This window comes from Enterobacter sp. 61D5 (genome assembly GCF_034107965.1).
Classification (GTDB): Bacteria; Pseudomonadota; Gammaproteobacteria; order Enterobacterales; family Enterobacteriaceae; genus Enterobacter; species Enterobacter cloacae_M.
In genome coordinates this window covers 50,809-68,481 of record NZ_JAWNFK010000006.1, presented here as the reverse complement: position 1 = coordinate 68,481, position 17,673 = coordinate 50,809, and the positions used below count along the sequence as shown (strand labels likewise).

General features: G+C 51.0%; 15 protein-coding genes. 4 read left to right on the top strand and 11 right to left on the bottom strand.

Annotation, left to right across the window (positions count from 1 at the left end; translation table 11 throughout):
* Window positions 1-31 precede the first annotated feature (31 nt).
* From UTM25_RS05510 to UTM25_RS05480, 7 genes are all read right to left on the bottom strand, one after another.
* The gene (locus UTM25_RS05510; RefSeq protein ID WP_194399434.1) at window positions 32-868 is read right to left on the bottom strand and encodes an ion transporter; all 837 of its coding nucleotides are present in this window, start codon (window positions 866-868) and stop codon (window positions 32-34) included.
* Window positions 869-915: 47 nt separating this feature from the next.
* Window positions 916-1,920: a murein tripeptide/oligopeptide ABC transporter ATP-binding protein OppF gene (gene oppF, locus UTM25_RS05505; protein ID WP_023312094.1), complete on the bottom strand. Its 1,005-nt coding sequence runs from the start codon at window positions 1,918-1,920 to the stop codon at window positions 916-918.
* The gene (locus UTM25_RS05500) at window positions 1,917-2,930 is read right to left on the bottom strand and encodes an ABC transporter ATP-binding protein (protein ID WP_023312095.1); all 1,014 of its coding nucleotides are present in this window, start codon (window positions 2,928-2,930) and stop codon (window positions 1,917-1,919) included. Before UTM25_RS05500 ends, oppF begins: the two co-directional genes overlap by 4 nt.
* An 11-nt stretch (window positions 2,931-2,941) precedes the next feature.
* Window positions 2,942-3,850: an oligopeptide ABC transporter permease OppC gene (oppC, locus tag UTM25_RS05495; protein ID WP_023312096.1), complete on the bottom strand. Its 909-nt coding sequence runs from the start codon at window positions 3,848-3,850 to the stop codon at window positions 2,942-2,944.
* A gap of 12 nt (window positions 3,851-3,862) precedes the next feature.
* The gene (oppB, locus tag UTM25_RS05490) at window positions 3,863-4,783 is read right to left on the bottom strand and encodes an oligopeptide ABC transporter permease OppB (protein WP_008502786.1); all 921 of its coding nucleotides are present in this window, start codon (window positions 4,781-4,783) and stop codon (window positions 3,863-3,865) included.
* Between the two features lie 84 nt (window positions 4,784-4,867).
* Window positions 4,868-6,499: an oligopeptide ABC transporter substrate-binding protein OppA gene (oppA, locus tag UTM25_RS05485; protein WP_320714430.1), complete on the bottom strand. Its 1,632-nt coding sequence runs from the start codon at window positions 6,497-6,499 to the stop codon at window positions 4,868-4,870.
* A 770-nt stretch (window positions 6,500-7,269) separates the two neighbouring features.
* Complete coding sequence (locus tag UTM25_RS05480; RefSeq protein WP_021240330.1) at window positions 7,270-7,917, bottom strand: YchE family NAAT transporter; 648 nt, start codon at window positions 7,915-7,917, stop codon at window positions 7,270-7,272.
* A gap of 477 nt (window positions 7,918-8,394) precedes the next feature.
* On the opposite strand from UTM25_RS05480, the gene adhE reads away from it, so the two are divergent.
* A complete protein-coding gene (gene adhE / locus UTM25_RS05475; RefSeq protein ID WP_194399436.1) occupies window positions 8,395-11,073 on the top strand; it encodes a bifunctional acetaldehyde-CoA/alcohol dehydrogenase in 2,679 nt (892 codons plus the stop codon).
* A 65-nt stretch (window positions 11,074-11,138) separates the two neighbouring features.
* Here the strand turns inward: adhE and tdk are convergent, their stop codons facing one another.
* Window positions 11,139-11,753, bottom strand: a complete 615-nt coding sequence (tdk, locus tag UTM25_RS05470) for a thymidine kinase (protein ID WP_194399437.1) — start codon at window positions 11,751-11,753, stop codon at window positions 11,139-11,141.
* Between the two features lie 549 nt (window positions 11,754-12,302).
* Here tdk and hns point away from each other — a divergent pair.
* The gene (hns, locus tag UTM25_RS05465) at window positions 12,303-12,716 is read left to right on the top strand and encodes a histone-like nucleoid-structuring protein H-NS (RefSeq protein WP_008502781.1); all 414 of its coding nucleotides are present in this window, start codon (window positions 12,303-12,305) and stop codon (window positions 12,714-12,716) included.
* A 201-nt stretch (window positions 12,717-12,917) separates the two neighbouring features.
* Here hns and galU read toward each other — a convergent pair whose 3' ends face one another.
* The 3 genes from galU to rssA form a co-directional block, all read right to left on the bottom strand.
* Entirely contained in the window at window positions 12,918-13,826 is a 909-nt protein-coding gene (gene galU, locus UTM25_RS05460) for a UTP--glucose-1-phosphate uridylyltransferase GalU (RefSeq protein ID WP_008502780.1), read from the bottom strand.
* A 200-nt stretch (window positions 13,827-14,026) separates the two neighbouring features.
* Window positions 14,027-15,040, bottom strand: a complete 1,014-nt coding sequence (gene rssB / locus UTM25_RS05455; protein WP_234649647.1) for a two-component system response regulator RssB — start codon at window positions 15,038-15,040, stop codon at window positions 14,027-14,029.
* A 91-nt stretch (window positions 15,041-15,131) separates the two neighbouring features.
* Entirely contained in the window at window positions 15,132-16,034 is a 903-nt protein-coding gene (gene rssA / locus UTM25_RS05450; RefSeq protein WP_194399439.1) for a patatin-like phospholipase RssA, read from the bottom strand.
* Between the two features lie 114 nt (window positions 16,035-16,148).
* On the opposite strand from rssA, the gene UTM25_RS05445 reads away from it, so the two are divergent.
* A complete protein-coding gene (locus UTM25_RS05445; RefSeq protein ID WP_194399440.1) occupies window positions 16,149-16,607 on the top strand; it encodes a YchJ family protein in 459 nt (152 codons plus the stop codon).
* Window positions 16,608-16,653: 46 nt separating this feature from the next.
* A complete protein-coding gene (purU, locus tag UTM25_RS05440; protein ID WP_023312104.1) occupies window positions 16,654-17,496 on the top strand; it encodes a formyltetrahydrofolate deformylase in 843 nt (280 codons plus the stop codon).
* Window positions 17,497-17,673: the final 177 nt, after the last annotated feature.

Genomic DNA, 17,673 nt, shown 5'->3' with positions numbered 1-17,673 from the left:
TAAAAAAGGCTGCGATTGCAGCCTTTTTTATTTACTCCGGCAATTTATTGCCACAGCGGTAACAAAACCGCGCGCTGTGTTCATGTTCGCCCTGCTGGCAATGAGGACACTTGCGCTGCTGCTTGCGGCTCTGAAAGGCACTACTCATGTGTGTAGTAATAAGCCCCGTCGGGATTGCTATCACCGAATAGCCAATCAAAATCAGCACTGACGCCACGATGCGACCCAGTGGGGTATGGGGCGTAATATCACCGTAACCCACGGTCGTGACGGTCACAATCGCCCAGTAGACGGACGCATTGAGCGTCGTAAAGCCATATCTGGGCCCTTCTATTAAATACATCAGCGCGCCAAAAACAATCATGACGATGGCAATAAACGAGTAGAACAGAATAAGCTGATGCCGTGCGCTGACGATCGCACTCCAGAACACGCGTAATGACGGCATAAAACGCAGTAATTTCAGAATACGTAATACCCGAATCACGCGCATCGCTCGCCAGACAAAGACATAACTGAGGCTGATCTCCGGCCACAGCCACATCACATAGAGCGGCAGGGTGGTGGCTAAATCGATAAATCCCCAGAAGCTGAAAACATATCTGGCCGGATTAGGCCAGGCTATCACTCTGAGGAGATATTCGGCGGTAAAGACCAGGGTAATCACCAGCTCAAGCCAGACAAAGATATGCCATTCGTCAAACGTCAGGTGGTATTGCGTCCCGGCACCCGATTCAAAAAAAATGACAACCACGCTGAGAAGCGCAAATAAACCGCAAACACCTTCGACGCGACGCCCGGATACCGTTTCAGGATCGAATAGGAAATGATAAAGCCGCCGACGAGCTGACGTGAATAAACGCGACACAATAACCTCTCAAAAAATAAGGGCTGACATCATGTCAGCCCTTGCGATTATAACGGGTCTACTTTCAGGCAGGAAACCGCATGTCGGAAACTGCCTTCGAGAACCGGTCGCGTTTTAGCACATTCCGGCCCGGCCATCGGGCAGCGCGTGCGGAAGACGCAGCCTGACGGCGGGTTAATCGGCGAAGGTAATTCCCCTTCCAGAAGCTGGATGGTTTTATTCTTTTCCAGATCCGGATCGGGGATCGGCACCGCGGACATCAGCGCTCTGGTGTAAGGATGCAATGGATTGTGGTACACCTCGTCATAGGTGCCCAGCTCAACGGCATGACCCAAGTACATCACCAACACGCGGTCAGAGATGTGTTTTACCACGGCCAGATCGTGCGCAATGAAGATCAGCGACAGCCCCATTTCGCGCTGCAGCTTCTGCAGCAGGTTAACCACCTGCGCCTGAATGGACACGTCCAGCGCGGAAACCGGCTCATCGCAGATAATCAGCTTCGGTTCGAGGATCAGCGCACGGGCTATACCAATACGCTGGCACTGACCGCCGGAGAATTCGTGCGGGTAGCGGTTGATGAGGTTAGGCAACAGGCCGACTTTCATCATCATTGCCTTAACGCGATCGCGCACTTCCTGACGAGACATCTTCGGATGATAGGTCCGCAGCGGCTCGGCAATAATCTCGCCAATGGTCATACGCGGGTTAAGTGATGCCAGCGGATCCTGGAAAATCATCTGGATATCGCTGCGCACCTCGCGCCACTCGTCGGGCTTCATGCCCAGCAGATCTTTACCCAGCCAGGCCACTTTACCGTCGGTGGCTTTGACCAGACCGATAATGGCTCGCGCAAAGGTCGATTTACCGCAGCCGGACTCTCCCACCACGCCCAGAGTTTCCCCTTCATACAGGCGCAGCGTGACGCCGTCCACCGCTTTCAGGGTCTTCGGCGGCTGCCAGAACCACTGTTTGCCGTCTTTAATGTCGAAATGCACTTTAAGGTCAGCGATTTCGAGCAGCACGTTGCGTTTTTCATCTAATGCGTTCATACCAGCTCCTCCTGCGGCTTAAAGCAGGCGCGCAGACGGCCTGGTGCAAACTCTTCCAGCGGCGGAGCGCTGTTGCAGATTTCCATCGCGTGCGGGCAGCGCGGCTGGAACGGACAGCCTTTCGGCAGACGCAGCAGGTTTGGCGGGTTGCCCGGAATGGTGAGCAGAGATTCCCCTTCCGCATCAAGACGCGGCACCGCATTCAACAGACCAATCGAGTACGGGTGCGCAGGCTGATAGAAGACATCGCGCGCTTTGCCGTACTCCATGGTACGACCGGCGTACATCACCAGCACTTTGTCACAGATGCCCGCAACCACGCCCAGGTCGTGTGTGATCATGATAATCGCCGTGTTGAACTCACGCTTCAGCTCGTTCAACAGGGTCATAATTTGCGCCTGAACGGTAACGTCCAGCGCGGTGGTTGGTTCGTCGGCAATCAGCAGCTTTGGCCGGCACAGCAGCGCCATCGCAATCATCACGCGCTGACGCATACCGCCAGAAAACTCGTGCGGGAACATGCGCATACGCTTGCGTGCTTCCGGCATTTTCACCGCATCCAGCATTTTGACCGACTCTTCAAAGGCTTCCGCTTTGCCCAGGCCTTTGTGCAGCATCAGGACTTCCATCAGCTGCTCGCCTACGCGCATATACGGATTCAGCGAGGTCATGGGATCCTGGAAAATCATCGAGATCTGCTCAGCGCGCAGCTTGTTCAGCTCGTGCTCCGGCAGGTTAAGGATTTCACGACCGTTGAATTTAGCGGAACCGCCAATCACGCCGTTAGCAGCCAGCAGGCCCATTAACGCAAAGGCAGTCTGCGATTTACCGGATCCGGATTCGCCCACGATTCCGAGCGTTTCGCCCGCGCGCAGGTTGAAGTTGAGATCGTTGACGGCGGTAACATCCCCGTCCGGCGTTTTAAAGGTCACGCGGAGGTCTTTCACATCCAGCAGAAGATTATTCTGCTGTTGCGCCTGTGGCGCAGTGGCCGTTTCAATAATTGTCATGACGGCGCTCCTTAACGGTCTTTCGGGTCGAGGGCATCACGCAGGCCATCGCCGATAAAGTTAAAACAAAACAGGGTAACGACCAGGAAACCCGCCGGATAAAGCAGCAGCCACGGTGAAACTTCCATCGAGTTTGCGCCATCGCTCAGCAGCGCGCCCCAGCTGCTCAGAGGCTCTTGTGTACCGAGACCCAGGAAGCTAAGGAAAGATTCGAACAGGATCATGCTTGGCACCAGCAGTGAGGCATAGACCACCACCACGCCCAGCACGTTAGGGACGATATGGCGAACCACAATATTCCCGGTAGATACGCCGCCTACCTGCGCCGCTTCGATAAACTCTTTGCGTTTAAGGCTCAGCGTCTGGCCGCGAACTATACGCGCCATATCCAGCCAGGAAACCATCCCGATGGCCACGAAGATTAACAGGATATTTTGACCAAAGAAGGTCACCAGCAGGATGACGAAGAACATAAACGGGAAGGAGTTCAGGATTTCCAGCAGACGCATCATTACCGAGTCTATTTTGCCGCCAAGATAGCCGGAAAGTGAGCCGTAGAGCGTACCCACGATCACCGCCACCAGCGCGGCAGCAATACCGACCATAAGCGAGATACGGCCACCGATAGCGACACGCACCAGCAGATCGCGTCCGGAAGAGTCCGTGCCAAAATAGTGGCCAGACTCCATATCCGGCGCGCTGGACATCATGCCCCAGTCGGTGTCGAAATAGGTAAATTGCGACAGCATCGGCGCCAGGGTCACAAACAGCGCGATGATCACCAGAACAACCAGACTGGCAACCGCTGCACGGTTGTGCATAAAGCGACGGCGCGCGTCCTGCCAGAGGCTACGACCTTCTACTTCCAGTTTTTCACTGAAGTTTTCCAGCGCCTCGCTGTTTTTCTTACTCAACATCATGGCGTGCTCCAGTTAGTAACGGATTTTCGGGTCGATGACGGCGTACAGGACATCGACGATAGCGTTAAAGAGAATGGTCAGCGCACCGACGAGAATCGTCAGGCTCAGTACCAGCGAATAGTCGCGGTTGAGTGCGCCGTTAACGAACAGCTGACCAATGCCAGGCAGGCCGTAGATTGTTTCGATAACCATCGAGCCGGTGATGATCCCGACGAACGCCGGCCCCATGTAGGAGAGCACGGGCAACAGCGCCGGTTTGAGCGCGTGGCGGAAGATAATCCGACGCATCGGCAGGCCTTTAGCGCGCGCGGTCCGAATAAAGTTCGAATGCAGCACTTCGATCATTGAACCACGGGTGATACGCGCGATACTGGCGATGTACGCCAGCGATAATGCCACCATCGGCAAAATCATGAACTTCAGTGCCCCGCCGTTCCAGCCGCCGCCAGGCAGCCACTTCAGCGTGATGGCAAATATCATCACCAGTAATGGCGCGACAACGAAGCTGGGTATGACTACCCCGGTCATTGCCACCCCCATTACGGCATAATCCCATTTGGTATTTTGTCTGAGCGCGGCGATTACGCCTGCGGTGACCCCGAAAACGATCGCCAGAATGAATGCCGCAGCACCCAACTTAGCCGAAACCGGGAAGCTGGACGCGACCAGGTCGTTAACGGAATAGTCTTTATATTTAAATGACGGTCCAAAATCGCCGTGCGCCAGCTGCTTCAGGTAGTTGAAGTACTGGGTGGAGATAGGATCGTTCAAGTGATATTTCGCTTCGATATTCGCCATAACTTCAGGCGGTAGCGTACGCTCACCGGTAAATGGACTGCCCGGCGCAAGACGCATCATGAAGAAGGAAATCGTGATGAGAATAAATAGCGTTGGAATCGCTTCAAGACAGCGACGTAGGATAAATTTCAACATTGCCCGTACCTTCTGGCGTGTGCCTATATAATGTGACGTTGGTTAGACACCGTGGGGCGAGCACGCCCGCCCCACTCATTGCCATTAATGCTTGATAATATACAAGTTTTTAACGTAGATATTATCCATCGGGTCTTTACCGGTATACCCACCTACCCACGGTTTCACCAGACGGGCGTTAACGTAGTAGTAAACCGGAACGATCGCGGAATCTTTATCCAGCTGCTGCTCGGCTTTAGAGTACAGTTCTGTACGCTGCGCTTCGTCAGTGGTTTTCAGCGTGTCGCCAATCAGCTTGTCGAATGCCGGGCTCTTATAGTGCGCGGTGTTGTTCGAGCTGTCGCTCAGCATGGTGTTCAGGAAGGAGGTCGGTTCGTTATAGTCCGCACACCAGCCAGCACGCGCCACGTCAAAGGTGCCCTGATGACGGCTGTCGAGGAAGGTTTTCCACTCCTGGTTCTCGAGCTTCACGTTTGCGCCCAGGTTCTTTTTCCAGATCGAGGCGACGGCGATAGCCAGTTTTTTGTGCAGATCTGAGGTGTTATACAACAGGCTGAAAGTCAGCGGCTTATCTGCGGTGTAGCCGGCTTCGGCCAGCAGTTTCTTCGCTTCCGCGTTACGCTGTTCCTGAGTCTGTTTGAACCACTCTGGTTCGGTCAGTTTTGCCCCATCGGTATATGGAGGGGTATAGCTGTACGCCGGCAGATCGCCCTGGTTTTTCACTTTGTTCACGATGATATCGCGATCCAGTGCCAGCTTCAGCGCGGTACGGACACGTACGTCGGTAAACGGTGCTTTCTGGTTGTTGATTTCATAGTAATAGGTGCACAGGTACGGATCGACGTGAACCTCTTTAGGGATCTCTTTTTTCAGTTTCTGGAACAGTTCAATCGGCATGTTGTTATAGGTCATGTCGATTTCACCGCTGCGGTAGCGGTTAACGTCAGTCACTTCGGACGAAATTGGCAGATAGGTAACCTGATTAATAACGGTTTTCGCGTTGTCCCAGTATTGCGGGTTACGCTCAAGCACCATACGTTCGTTGACCACCCAATCTTTGAGCTTATAGGCACCGTTGGTCACGATATTGGCAGGCTGCGTCCATTTCTCACCAAATTTTTCCACGGCGGATTTTGGTACCGGAGAAACGGACGGGTGAACCAGCAGCTTATAGAAGTACGGAACAGGTTCGCTCAACGTCACTTCAAAGGTATTGGCATCGATCGCTTTTACGCCCAGGTCGGTAACAGGTTTTTTGCCCGCGATGATGTCATCAATATTGGCGATGTGGCCATATTGCAGGTAGCTCGCATACGGAGAGGCGGTGGTGGGATTCGCCAGACGCTGCCAGCTATAAACGAAATCTTCGGCCGTAACCGGTGTACCGTCGGACCATTTCGCATCTTTACGCAGATGGAATGTCCAGACTTTGAAATCTTTGTTTTCCCATTTTTCTGCTACACCCGGTGCCGGGTGGCCGTCTACGTCTGTCACCAGCAGGCCTTCGAACAGGTCGCGGTTAACGTTAGACTCAGGAACACCTTCAATTTTGTGCGGGTCAAGAGACTGAACTTCCGCACCGTTGTTACGCACCAGCGTCTGTTTCTCCGCCAGTTGAACACCTGCAGGAACGTCCGCAGCCATTGCAGCGTTGCCCGCGATTAGCGCAGTTAAAATCCCCGCCGCTACCAGATTTTTTTTTGTGATGATGGACATTGTGTTGGTACTCCACTCATTATAATGACTGGCCTTCGCCAGCTGTGTAATCCCCTGTTGGGGCCTGTACAGCGCAGGAGTTTTTTTTGCTGCTGTCAGGTTCTTCTTTTACTGCTTGCTATCACCGACTTTTTTATTACTGACCGCTCGTATGGCCGTCTTGCGTCGATTCTTAACAGGCCTCCCCTGTTTGAGACCTGCGATGGATATCTGAGAAGAGAACCATATGAAAATAATTCTCATCTGCTTGTTTTATGCTGCAAAATATTAGGCCGGAAAGTATCAAATGGCGTAAACGCGCGCCAATACATTTTGCAAATTTGTTAAGCAATTCTCTTTTGCGGTGAGCACCGCATCGTTGAGGGCAGCCCTGCCGGACATCAAACATCACTTAAAAAACATGACATTCAATAGGATAGAGAAAACTTTCTCTACAAGCGCGTCGCTGCGCTATCATCGAGTGATTCTGTACAAAAATTTAACAACTGGTTATTATTTAGCACATTCATCTAGGGGAATGTTGAATTTACTAATATCATTTCGGTTATCTCTCAGCAAGCCCCAGAGTATCATGTGAGTAAAATAACAGAGCGATCGAAGGTTTTCTGCGCAGGCGGGTTTGGGGGAACTTAGTAAATTGTTGAAATACAAGAAATGAACGTTATTAGTAGAATTTATTATGATATGTGAGCATTTCAACTTTAGTTATAGGATTTACTGATAATGACGTAAAAAAACGGAGCCGTGGCTCCGTTCTTTCATACGAAATATCAGTGCAGCAAACCGGGGAAAATGCTTTTAATACCCGTAACGATGAATTCAATCCCTAACGCCATCAACAGCAGGCCCATGATACGCGTTATGACGTTAATACCCGTCTGCCCCAACAGACGTACCAGCCAGGGCGCCATGCGGAAAACTCCCCAACAGCAGAGCGCAAAAATGGCAATAGCAACTGAAAATCCAATCAGGTGCATCAGGCTATGGTAACGCGTGCCCCAGACAATGGTTGAACTGATAGCCCCAGGACCGGCCATGAGCGGTAAGGCCAGCGGCACCACGCCAATACTTTCGCGGATGGCGGTTTCTGACTTCTCCTGCTTGTTCTGTTTATCCTCGCCGAGCTTACCGCTGATCATGGACATGGCGATGGTCACGACCAGAATCCCACCCGCAATGCGGAAAGAGTCGATCGAAATTCCGAAGAGCTGGAGAATGGCGTCACCCAGGAAAAGGGAGGTGAGCAATATGATAGCCACCGACAGGTTAGCGGTGAGGTTGGTTTTATTCCTGGCCGCCGCCGTCTGATAACTCGTCATACTAATGAAGACAGGAATGATCCCCACCGGGTTGACCAGGGCAAACAAACCAATAAAAAATTTAAAATATGTTGGAAAATCAAAGAGCGTTTGGATCACGTTTTGCTCCGCTTATACACATGCCCGGGACTGACAATTTGTCGTTAGAAATCGCGCTGAAGATACCCTTTTTATTAGCATACTTCACTCGAAATCTGTGCCAAAACGTTATCATTTCATATGTTAAACATATGTATAATCAATGAAAGTGCCACTTCCAATACTTACGTAATTATTTAACACTGGAAAAATCTCAATGAAATAACCCTGCTGAAAGGTATCAGCTTGGGAGAAAATTGACGCAGATCATGATTTCCGTACTCAGAAGTGAGTAATCTTGGTTACGCCCCAGGGAGATCGCCTGACAAAAAGGGATGATGCTAAGGTAAGGCTCTTTTAGTAAATTAGTGTGCTGACGCATAAAGTAACTCTTTGTTTTTCCTTTGTGTTATGCAAGTCGTATCGGCTCTGTCTATACTGTGTGACGTATCGAGCGCTGGTTTACTAAAAGAGTTTAAACATTATCAGGAGAGCATTATGGCTGTTACTAATATCGCTGAACTGAACGCCCTCGTCGAGCGCGTTAAAAAAGCCCAGCGTGAATATGCCAATTTCACCCAAGAACAGGTTGATAAAATCTTCCGCGCGGCCGCACTGGCTGCTGCAGATGCTCGAATCCCTCTCGCTAAAATGGCCGTTGCCGAATCCGGCATGGGTATCGTGGAAGATAAAGTGATTAAAAACCACTTCGCTTCTGAGTATATCTACAACGCCTATAAAGATGAGAAAACCTGTGGCGTGCTGTCCGAAGACGACACCTTCGGTACCATCACCATCGCTGAACCTATCGGCATCATCTGCGGTATTGTTCCGACCACTAACCCAACGTCTACTGCTATCTTCAAATCACTGATTAGCCTGAAGACCCGTAACGCAATCATCTTCTCTCCACATCCACGTGCGAAAGACGCGACCAACAAAGCGGCAGATATCGTCCTGCAGGCGGCTATCGCTGCTGGTGCACCAAAAGATCTGATTGGCTGGATCGACCAACCTTCTGTTGAGCTCTCCAACGCGCTGATGCATCACCCGGACATTAACCTGATCCTGGCGACCGGTGGTCCTGGCATGGTTAAAGCCGCATACAGCTCCGGTAAACCAGCTATCGGTGTGGGTGCCGGTAACACCCCTGTTGTTATCGACGAAACCGCTGACATCAAACGTGCCGTTGCGTCTGTACTGATGTCTAAAACCTTCGATAACGGCGTGATCTGTGCTTCTGAACAGTCTGTTGTTGTTGTCGATTCCGTGTACGATGCAGTTCGCGAACGTTTCGCCAGCCATGGCGGCTACCTGCTGCAGGGCAAAGAGCTGAAAGCAGTTCAGGACATCATCCTGAAAAATGGCGCGTTGAACGCTGCCATCGTGGGTCAGCCGGCTTACAAAATTGCTGAACTCGCAGGCTTTACCGTTCCGGCAACAACCAAAATCCTTATCGGTGAAGTGAAAGTTGTCGACGAAAGCGAGCCGTTTGCACATGAAAAACTGTCTCCAACGCTTGCCATGTACCGTGCGAAAGATTTCGAAGACGCGGTAGAGAAAGCCGAGAAACTGGTAGCCATGGGCGGTATCGGTCACACGTCTTGTCTGTACACCGACCAGGACAACCAGCCAGAACGCGTTGCCCACTTCGGTCAGATGATGAAAACTGCACGTATCCTGATTAACACCCCTGCTTCTCAGGGTGGTATCGGTGATCTGTACAACTTTAAACTCGCACCTTCCCTGACTCTGGGTTGTGGTTCCTGGGGTGGTAACTCCATCTCTGAAAACGTTGGTCCAAAACACCTGATCAACAAGAAAACCGTTGCTAAGCGAGCTGAAAACATGTTGTGGCACAAACTTCCGAAATCTATCTACTTCCGCCGTGGCTCACTGCCAATCGCGCTGGATGAAGTGATTACTGATGGCCACAAACGTGCGCTCATCGTGACTGACCGTTTCCTGTTCAACAACGGCTACGCTGACCAGATCACCTCTGTACTGAAAGCGGCTGGCGTTGAAACTGAAGTGTTCTTTGAAGTTGAAGCTGACCCTACCCTGAGCGTTGTGCGTAAAGGTGCTGAACTGGCTAACTCCTTCAAACCAGATGTGATTATCGCACTGGGTGGCGGTTCCCCAATGGACGCCGCGAAAATCATGTGGGTCATGTACGAGCATCCTGAAACCCACTTCGAAGAACTGGCGCTGCGCTTTATGGACATCCGTAAACGTATCTACAAGTTCCCGAAAATGGGCGTAAAAGCGAAAATGATCGCGGTAACAACCACTTCCGGTACTGGTTCAGAAGTTACGCCATTCGCAGTAGTAACGGACGATGCAACAGGTCAGAAATATCCACTGGCTGACTATGCACTGACCCCAGACATGGCTATCGTTGATGCGAACCTGGTCATGGAGATGCCGAAATCACTGTGTGCGTTCGGTGGTCTGGATGCGGTAACTCACGCCCTGGAAGCTTATGTTTCTGTGCTGGCATCTGAGTTCTCTGACGGTCAGGCTCTGCAGGCTCTGAAACTGCTGAAGGAAAACCTGCCAGCGTCCTACAACGAAGGGTCTAAAAACCCGGTAGCACGTGAACGCGTTCATAGTGCAGCAACCATCGCCGGTATCGCGTTTGCGAACGCCTTCCTGGGTGTTTGCCACTCCATGGCGCACAAGCTGGGTTCTCAGTTCCACATTCCTCACGGTCTGGCGAACGCCCTGTTGATCAGTAACGTTATCCGTTACAACGCTAACGACAACCCAACCAAGCAGACTGCTTTCAGCCAGTACGACCGTCCGCAAGCGCGTCGTCGTTACGCTGAAATCGCAGACCACCTTGGTCTGAGCGCACCGGGTGACCGCACTGCTGCGAAGATTGAGAAACTGCTGGCATGGCTGGAAAGCCTGAAAGCTGAGCTGGGTATTCCAAAATCTATCCGTGAAGCAGGCGTTCAGGAAGCTGACTTCCTCGCTCATGTAGATAAGCTGTCTGAAGATGCATTCGATGACCAGTGTACTGGTGCTAACCCGCGCTACCCACTGATCTCCGAGCTGAAACAGATTCTGCTGGATACCTTCTACGGTCGTGAGTTCAAAGAAAGTGACGTTGCCGCTGTGAAAACAGAAGTTCCTGTCATCAAAGCTGACAAGAAAGCGAAGAAAAGCGCTTAATTAGCAGCAGATGAAAAACCCGCCTTTATGGCGGGTTTTTTTATGTCTGTATAACAAGGCTGGCGTTATTTCCTGTTGTCGTGCTGAATCGCCGTCAGCGAGCCTACAGACAACGCCTCTTTATAATGCTTACGACAGACTGAAACATAGCGCTCATTACCGCCTATAACCACCTGCTCGCCATCTGCATAAGGTTTCCCGGCCTGGTCGAGACGAAGCACCATGCTGGCTTTGCGACCGCAGAAGCAGATTGTTTTCAATTCGACAAGCTTATCCGACCAGGCGAGCAAGTACTGGCTACCGGCAAAGAGCTCACCGCGGAAATCCGTACGCAGGCCATAACACAGCACGGGAATATCAAGCTTATCGACCACCTCTGAAAGGGCATGAACCTGTTCACGCGTCAGAAACTGGCTCTCATCTACCAGAACACAGTGAATGGGCTGCAAAGCATGTTCTGTACGAATGTCCTCAAACAGATCGGTTTTCGGGTTAAACAGTCTGGCAGGCGATGAGAGCCCTATTCTTGAGCTCACTTTCCCTGCGCCAAAGCGATCGTCAATTTCAGCCGTATAAACAACGCTACGCATCCCACGCTCCTGGTAATTGTACGAGGATTGCAGCAACGCGGTGGATTTCCCGGCATTCATTGCCGAATAGTAGAAATAAAGTTGTGCCATTGGCCGTAAAACCCTAATCAATGTGTAATATTCCCGATGATTCATTCTACCATAATTTGTCAGGTCATCAGCGATGCAGCACACAGAGGAAGCGTTTCAGCACAGAGTTCACAACCTTCTTTTCATGAAAATAGCCCGTTAAAACATGAAGTAAACTCCTTCTGCCCGGCCAATATGTTATATGTTCAGCCAAACATAACACTGCTTTTTATAGTGGAATCCCCGTTCTTTAAAATTCACTATTTATTAACTATTACGGTCTTAACATCACGGTAGGGAACTAATACAAAAGGCTGATATTTCTCCGCCGCAACTATAATTCCTGCGGTAAATGTCACAAAAAAAAGATGCAATCGACCGGGTCCAGCCGGGTTAGCTGATAACAAACGAGACTGTTGGGTGATGAAATTTAAGTTAGCGTAATTAATAATAGCGGCATTATTTAGTATTTTTTGAATTCCTTACATTCCTGGCTATTGCACAACTGAATTTATGGCTCTATTATTAGGTCAACAAACCACCCCCCATTATAAGTTTGAGATTACTACAATGAGCGAAGCACTTAAAATTCTGAACAACATCCGTACTCTTCGTGCGCAGGCAAGAGAATGCACCCTCGAAACGCTTGAAGAAATGCTGGAAAAATTAGAAGTTGTAGTTAATGAACGTCGTGAAGAAGAAAGCGCAGCTGCTGCTGAAATCGAAGAACGTACTCGTAAACTGCAGCAATATCGTGAAATGCTGATTGCTGATGGTATCGATCCAAATGAATTGCTGAACAGCATGGCTGCAGCTAAAACCGGTACTAAAGCCAAGCGTGCTGCTCGTCCTGCTAAATATAGCTACGTTGACGAGAACGGCGAAACTAAAACCTGGACTGGCCAGGGCCGCACTCCTGCTGTTATCAAGAAAGCCATGGACGAACAAGGTAAACAGCTGGACGACTTCCTGATCAAGGATTAATCCAACCCTATTCAGAAAAATCCCGCGTAATGCGGGATTTTTTTTAACCTAAATTTGTCGCAAACATCCCCTTACACTCTGTCATAAAGCATTATTTGGCAATTTTAATAACTGTACTTAGAGACAGGTTTCAGAAGTGTTTAGGGCATAAAAAAACCGGTGGGCAGCGCCTCACCGGTTTCGAACATATGGTACCGTGGCTTATTTCTTAATACCTACGCTCTCTTTGAGCCAGGTTTTAAATTCTTCACCAAGAGTATTGTGGCGAATACCATATTCAACGAACGCCTGCATATAACCAAGCTTATTACCGCAGTCATGGCTCTTACCTTTCATATGGTAAGCCTCAACGGTCTCTTTCTCGATCAGCATATCAATCGCATCCGTCAGCTGAATCTCATCACCCGCTCCTGGAGGCGTTTTCGCCAGCAGAGGCCAGATTTCAGCGCTCAGGACATAGCGACCTACAACGGCCAGGTTTGAAGGCGCTACGTCGGCTTTAGGCTTCTCTACCACGCCAACCATTGGCACGCTTTCGCCCGGTTCAAGGTTAACGCCTTTGCAGTCAACCACACCGTATGCCGTCACGTCTTCAACAGGCTCAACCATGATCTGGCTGCTGCCGGTTTCGTCGAAACGTTTGATCATCTCAGCAAGGTTATCCTGAGAAAGATCGGATTCGTATTCGTCCAGAATTACGTCAGGCAGAATTACCGCTACAGGCTCATCACCTACGACAGGATGTGCGCACATCACAGCGTGGCCCAGACCTTTAGCCAGGCCCTGACGAACCTGCATAATGGTAACGTGCGGCGGGCAAATAGACTGAACTTCTTCTAACAGCTGACGCTTAACACGCTTTTCCAGCATGGCTTCAAGTTCAAAGCTTGTATCGAAATGGTTTTCGATAGAGTTTTTTGATGAATGCGTAACCAGCACAATTTCAGTGATGCCGGCTGCGATACATTCATTAACGACATACTGGATTAATGGCTTATCAACCAGAGGCAGCATCTCTTTAGGAATTGCCTTAGTTGCTGGTAACATCCTGGTCCCCAATCCCGCTACCGGGATGACGGCCTTTCTGACTTTCGAATTTAGGGCAGCCATTCAAATTCTCCTGAGCTGTTCAAGTTTTGAACTTTTATGCAATAAATAACGCGTTGAGTATATCAGCCTCGCCCCGCAGTTCGGGTCTGAAAAGAACGCGTTGCCGATCAATTAGGATAAATACGCATGAAACTGGGCAGCGATAGTAGCACTCCCCGTAAAACACAGGTAAAGCAATCTTAAAATTAAGATCCAATTGCTTATTCCGTGGACAACATTAAGCGTAGCCGTCCCCCGGCTCCCCAAATTTGGCACTGCCAGGAGGAACAGCGGTGGCTAATTTGATTAAGATACGCCGTACCCAATGTGCCAAGCGGCACACCGTTACTCACCTCAATATGATGTTCACCGGTATTAAGTGAAGCGTTGAGACCCGCTGAGACGAGGATCAGATTCTTTAAACCGCTGTGGTAATAGCCGACCAGCAGCGGGAACTGTCCGGGCAAATTAGCCTGACGAAAAAGCTGGTTTACCTGTTTGAGCAAACTGCCTAACTCCGGCAGCCGTTGTCCCTGATGCGATAACTGTTCCTGCAGCAAACCATTAAAAAGCGCGCGAAGAAGCAACGCGGCTAATACGCCATTATCCCCCGCACGGGTGACATCCAGAGAATAAAACGCAAGGTCGGAATCAGATAATGGTGCGATATCCAGCACCAGTCCCGGCTGGTCAGCCGCCACCAGCTGGCGATAATTTACACGGCAGTGTGAAATAGTTTGCTGTACAGGCGGCTGAAGTTCTTGCAACAGTTTCGCCGCAGCAGGCGGATCGCTCACCAGGGCATCCCAGTCCTGGAAAAGACGCTCCTCTTCCTCTACCCGGGAATTAAACATATTCGGATAAAGGCACGCTAAGACCGTTTCTCGCAGCCGGTTCAGATCCTTGACCGGCTTAAGCAGAATATCCTGGACGCCAAGACGCAATGCTTTGGCGATATCCGCCATATTCTCTGTGGCAGAGATCACCAGAATAGGCGTCTGGTTGCCTTCGTTACGCAGATATTCAACCAGCTTCAGCCCATTCATGCGCGGCATCTCAATGTCGCAAATCATCAAATCGGGCGTAATGCTGATCATTTTTTCCAGGGCGTCGATACCATCTTCAGCGAGTGAAGTGATTGCTCCCAGCGAGGATAACCACGAATCCAGTAGCGATCGGAAAACGGGCTCGTCTTCTACAATCAAAATGTGTTTTCCGGCCAATGGCTGCGTCATGGTTCCTCCCCTGGCTGACAGTAACTAAATAGTGGCATGCGATCGGCACTATCGCCTGTCAGATTTTGCTGAAGTAGTCAAAAAAAGGTGCTTAACGTGCTGTTTGCACAAAAGGCAACAATTCGTCCATTTTCTTTTCGACGGCTAACGAGCCCGCTGCGATGGCGGCCTCAGCCCGATGGAAATCAAGAGTAGAGATTTGCGGACAGTAAGGCTGAATAAGAATATCTGGCGGGTCGCCAGCCATACGATTGCGCTTAAGGCGGTTCTCCAGAACCTGGATTGACGTGGTCATGATTTCCATCGCCGTCGGCGCGGCAACCGAGCGTCGCGCGGCCATGCGCCCGATTCTGCCGCGCAGGCGCTCATGCCAGGCCAGTTTCTCGCCCTCGGCATCTTCGCTCTGTAGATTGACCGGCATGAGGTCCTGTTGCATCAGGTGGGCGTCGTGCTGCAGGTCGACGGCAATCACGATATCCGCCCCCATTGCACGGGTCAGAGAGATGGGAACCGGATTTACAACGCCACCGTCGACAAGCCAGTAACCGTTGTGTGGGACAGGTGCCATAAGCCCCGGCATGCTGCAGGAGGCGCGCACGGCAAGATGGATATCCCCTTCGGTTAGCCAGAGTTCGCGTCCCGTGCTGAGGTTCGTCGCGACGGCGCCGAAGGGCATCTGACAATCAGTAAAGTCTTCGAGAGGCATAACCTGGCGGAACTGGTTAAAGACGCGTTCGCCGCGCAACAACCCACCCCGCTGCCACGAAAGGTCCATCAGACGCAGGACGTCCCAGTAACTGAAGGAACGCACCCAGGTCTCGAGTTCCGGAAGCTTCCCGCACGCGTAAGCGGAGCCGACAAGCGATCCTATTGAACAACCTGCGACAATATCTACGTTAATGCCCATCTTGTTTAAGGCATTAATCACGCCGATGTGTGACCATCCCCGGGCTGCACCTGAGCCCAGCGCCAGTCCAATTTTAACCTTTCTCATTAGCCCTGTTTTACTTCCCCTGGATTCCTGACATAGCGTCAACGCATCAGCTCAGTTAACATAGTGCTACCCGAAGCGTTTTACGCCTTTATTATTTGTTCCAGGAAGAGAATCGTGTCTCAACTCTGCCCTTGTGGTAGCGCTCTGGAGTATAGCCTATGTTGCCAGCGATATCTGTCTGGCGATCAGGTTGCACCAGACCCGTCACACCTCATGCGTTCACGTTACACTGCTTTTGTGATCAAAGACGCAGACTACCTGATTAAAACCTGGCATCCCTCCTGCCACGCTGCCGAATTCAGACAGGACATCGAAGCCGGCTTCGCGAACACGCAGTGGCTCGGCCTTACCGTCTATGAATCCTCAACGGGCAGCCATGTTGATGAAGGTTACGTCAGCTTTGTTGCTCGTTTTACCGAGATTAATAAACCGGGTGCCATTATCGAGCGTTCCCGGTTCTTAAAGGAAAGCGGGCAGTGGTATTATATTGACGGAACGCGCCCACAGTTTGGTCGTAACGATCCCTGCCCGTGTGGTTCAGGTAAAAAATTTAAAAAGTGTTGCGGGCAGTAATGCCTGACAACCCAGACTTCGCAAATACAAACAGGATTTCCCGGCGATGCAATCATTACAACGTAAAGTTCTGCGCACCATCTGTCCCGATCAAAAAGGACTGATCGCACGAATTACCAACATTTGCTACAAACATGAACTGAATATCGTGCAGAACAACGAGTTCGTTGACCACCGTACCGGCCGCTTCTTTATGCGTACCGAACTCGAAGGTATTTTCAACGACACCACCCTGCTTGCCGATCTCGACAGCGCGCTTCCGGAAGGTTCCGTGCGCGAACTGACCCCAGCGGGTCGACGCCGCATCGTGATTCTGGTGACCAAAGAAGCACACTGTCTGGGCGACCTGCTGATGAAAGCAAACTACGGCGGTCTGGACGTGGAAATAGCTGCCGTTATTGGCAACCATGAGACGCTGCGCACGCTGGTCGAGCGCTTTGATATTCCGTTCGAGCTGGTTAGCCACGAAGGCCATACCCGTGAAGAACACGACGATCTGATGGCACAGGCCATTGAAGCGCATAACCCGGACTACGTGGTGCTGGCGAAATACATGCGCGTGTTAACGCCATCCTTCGTGGCGCGTTTCCCGAACAAGATCATCAACATTCACCACTCGTTCCTGCCAGCCTTTATTGGCGCGCGTCCCTACCACCAGGCGTACGAGCGCGGCGTGAAGATCATCGGTGCAACCGCACACTACGTGAATGACAACCTGGACGAAGGTCCAATCATCATGCAGGACGTGATTCACGTGGACCACACCTACACGGCCGAGGACATGATGCGTGCAGGGCGTGACGTTGAGAAGAACGTGCTCAGTCGTGCGCTGTATCAGGTGCTGGCGCAGCGTGTCTTTGTCTACGGCAACAGAACCATCATTCTTTAATTTTTCGGAAAATGAATTGATTAGCTTTGCGCCTTTACGGATAAAAAGCAGGCAAACAGCTTCATTTCCCTAAAGGAATGCTTTACAGGGGCGTCTCATTTGATATGATGCGCCCCGCTTCCAGCAGGAAGCAGGCCAGTAAAAAGCATTACCCCGTGGTGGGGTTCCCGAGCGGCC

Coding starts and splice junctions, on each gene's coding strand:
- oppA (WP_320714430.1), bottom strand. CDS start 6,499: ATGTCCATCATCACAAAAAAAAATCTGGTAGCGGCGGGGATTTTAACT.
- purU (WP_023312104.1), top strand. CDS start 16,654: ATGCAATCATTACAACGTAAAGTTCTGCGCACCATCTGTCCCGATCAA.
- galU (WP_008502780.1), bottom strand. CDS start 13,826: ATGGCTGCCCTAAATTCGAAAGTCAGAAAGGCCGTCATCCCGGTAGCG.
- oppF (WP_023312094.1), bottom strand. CDS start 1,920: ATGAACGCATTAGATGAAAAACGCAACGTGCTGCTCGAAATCGCTGAC.
- oppC (WP_023312096.1), bottom strand. CDS start 3,850: ATGATGTTGAGTAAGAAAAACAGCGAGGCGCTGGAAAACTTCAGTGAA.
- rssA (WP_194399439.1), bottom strand. CDS start 16,034: ATGAGAAAGGTTAAAATTGGACTGGCGCTGGGCTCAGGTGCAGCCCGG.
- rssB (WP_234649647.1), bottom strand. CDS start 15,040: ATGACGCAGCCATTGGCCGGAAAACACATTTTGATTGTAGAAGACGAG.
- hns (WP_008502781.1), top strand. CDS start 12,303: ATGAGCGAAGCACTTAAAATTCTGAACAACATCCGTACTCTTCGTGCG.
- tdk (WP_194399437.1), bottom strand. CDS start 11,753: ATGGCACAACTTTATTTCTACTATTCGGCAATGAATGCCGGGAAATCC.
- oppB (WP_008502786.1), bottom strand. CDS start 4,783: ATGTTGAAATTTATCCTACGTCGCTGTCTTGAAGCGATTCCAACGCTA.
- adhE (WP_194399436.1), top strand. CDS start 8,395: ATGGCTGTTACTAATATCGCTGAACTGAACGCCCTCGTCGAGCGCGTT.
- UTM25_RS05500 (WP_023312095.1), bottom strand. CDS start 2,930: ATGACAATTATTGAAACGGCCACTGCGCCACAGGCGCAACAGCAGAAT.